At 62.5% G+C, this 2,483-nt stretch carries 3 protein-coding genes and 1 pseudogene; 3 read left to right on the top strand and 1 reads right to left on the bottom strand.

Annotated elements, in window-relative coordinates; translation table 11 throughout:
- Positions 1-141 precede the first annotated feature (141 nt).
- Positions 142-456 (bottom strand): hypothetical protein, encoded by a 315-nt coding sequence (locus ACYVDE_RS20220; RefSeq protein ID WP_460503341.1) that lies wholly within the window; start codon positions 454-456, stop codon positions 142-144.
- Between ACYVDE_RS20220 and ACYVDE_RS20225 the strand changes: the two genes are divergently transcribed.
- From ACYVDE_RS20225 to ACYVDE_RS20235, 3 genes and pseudogenes are all read left to right on the top strand, one after another.
- Positions 457-969: a hypothetical protein gene (locus ACYVDE_RS20225; RefSeq protein WP_460503342.1), complete on the top strand. Its 513-nt coding sequence runs from the start codon at positions 457-459 to the stop codon at positions 967-969.
- Positions 970-1,333: 364 nt separating this feature from the next.
- Entirely contained in the window at positions 1,334-1,732 is a 399-nt protein-coding gene (locus ACYVDE_RS20230; protein ID WP_460503343.1) for a hypothetical protein, read from the top strand.
- 94 nt (positions 1,733-1,826) lie between these two features.
- Positions 1,827-2,483, top strand: a pseudogene (locus ACYVDE_RS20235) (peptidase S8); the annotation flags it as partial.

The raw sequence follows: 2,483 nt of genomic DNA on the forward strand, positions 1-2,483 counted from the left end.
GGCCGTGCAGGCGGCCGTGGCGGCCGGCACGCTCACGCCGTGGGCGGCGGCGGCGGAATTGCTAGGTGCTGGCAAGTAATATTCAGAACGTCATGCTTCGGCCACGCTCAGTATGACGTTCAGTCTTTCGCCACGCGCTGCCTACAACTGCACCGTTGCCAAGCCATTTTCGACGCGGTGTGTGGTGGTTTCGCGCACAGCAATAGTTGGCTGGCCAGCCGCATCGGCCGCCACCTGCACGGTGTAGCGGTAGCGGTTGCGCCCCACGCGCAGCAGCACGGCATACGCGCCGGCCGACAGCTGGTCGAACTTCAGGCGCGTGCCGTAGGCGGCTTCGCGGTGGGTTTCGCTCAGGATTGCTTGCCCGAGGTTCAGGTTCGTCACGGTGAGATAGGCCGGGCGCTGGGTGGGGTTGTCGAAGCGCAGGCGCAGGCTGGAGGCGTCGGGCTGGCTCATGTGCACGGTTGGCTGCTGGGCCCGGACGGCCCCGGCCGAGAGCATCGCTACCGCCAAAGCCAGCAAACCGCGCCGCAACGCGGGGGCAATGCGCCGGCCGGGGCAGCAGGCGCCGACATTTTGGTACGTAAACATGCCGAGGCGGAGGTTGGCAAAACAATTCATACTGCTGGAGAAAATAAGGTGGAGGGAAATGCAGAAGCCCAGGCCTGCCATTGGCCGTGTCCGGAATCGGGCAGCGGCGGACTGGATACTTCATTATCGTTTCCAGCAGCATGCCAATTTTATAAAAAATTGATTATCAACAATAAAAAGCTTTTATTCATAATTTCCACGCTACAGAAAGCGTCCATTATCGGCCAGATGGCTGATTTCGAACAACACCTCGGCGGGAAATCTCGCGCAGTGTCTGTTTGCCGGCTTTTTGTGCCGACTGAATGGCCTCGCCACTGGTTTTATCTTCGCCGGGCCGGTGCGGGAAGATTCCCAACCTTGGCCGCATTATTCGGATAACCAGTCCGGCCGTTGCCATATGCATACCGTAGTCATCATTCCCGCCTACCAACCCTCCCCCAAAATCCAAATCTCGGCGCCCCACTTGGCGCGTCGGCAGTGGCCCGGACGGACCATGTTGCTACTGGGTCTGTGGTGGGCCGGCACCGTTGGTTGCTATGGGCAGGCCGTTAGTAGCCGGGCTTCCACGGTGGAAGGGCTACTGAAGCGGCACCAGAAATGCCGGCTCCCGAACACTGCTACACCCCAGCCTGCAGGTTATATAAGCGCAAGCGACGCGGCATATGGCTACCACTACATTTATCCGAAGAACTTCCGGGAAATCATCAGCCACAGCGACCACCCGCTAAGTGACTCACTGCGCATGAGCAGCCCCGACCACCACGCCCGCCTGATTATCTGGCCCGGCGACGCCATCGGATTTCCGCTGGCTGACCCGGATGCCAAGTTAGGCGTGAAGGATATCGTCCGGGCCGATTCGGTGGTGGGCCAGACCATTGCGGCAATGAGGCGCGGCAACTTTCCGTATCTGCGAGGCGCCACCGTTGACTACCTGTGCCACGGCCTTGCCGGCTACCAGCATACCATTGCCCTGACGGCGCATAACGCCCGGCAGATTATCGTGTACAAAGTGGTAGTGACGGAGCAACCGGTTTCCGGCAATTTGGTGTTCAACAACCTGGTTTTTGTCTACGACAAGCGCTTTGCCCACCTATATCAAGCTGCCAGCCTTGCTGTAGCCAATGGCATGCGAGCGTTTTAGCGCTGGGGGTGCGGCGGAAGTGCGCGGCCGGCCGGAGTTTCCGGGCGACTGCCAAGGACTATATTTCGCCTTACCCTTCTTAATTTCCATCTCCATGCCCCTCTCCTGCTCCCGCCTCGCCCTGCTGGGCCTGCTGTCCTTCGCCTCGCTCACGGCCCGCGCCCAGGCTCCGCTCTCGCCCGAGCAGATTCGCCGCTGGCAGCACCTCGATTTGCAGGCCGACGGCGTGCCCGGCATCAGTACCGACCGGGCCTACCGGGAGTTGCTGGTGGGGCGCACCGCCACGCCCGTGCTGGTGGCCGTCATCGATTCGGGCATCGACTCGACGCACGAGGATTTGAAGCCCGTGCTGTGGCGCAACCCGCGCGAAACCGCCGGCAACGGCCGCGACGACGACCACAACGGCTACCCCGACGACGTGCACGGCTGGAACTTCCTCGGCGGTCCCGATGGCCGCAACGTCGCCGTCGAAACCCTGGAGCAGACGCGCATCTACGCCCGCTACCGGGGCCAGTTCGAAGGCAAAACGCGCAAGCAGGTGCCCGCCGCCGAGCGCGCCAATTTCGACCTCTACGAGCGCGCCAAGGCTTCCTTCGAGAAAGACAAGCAGGCCGAGCAGGCCCGCTACGCCCGCCTCACGGATGCCCAGATGCAAAACGCCGCGGTATTTGCGCGCCTGAAACAAGCGCTGGGACCGGGAGCCTTGGACTCGGCCACGCTACGCCGGGCCGCCGGCCGGGCCGACCTGCCC

The sequence above is a fragment of the Hymenobacter agri genome, from assembly GCF_054778495.1.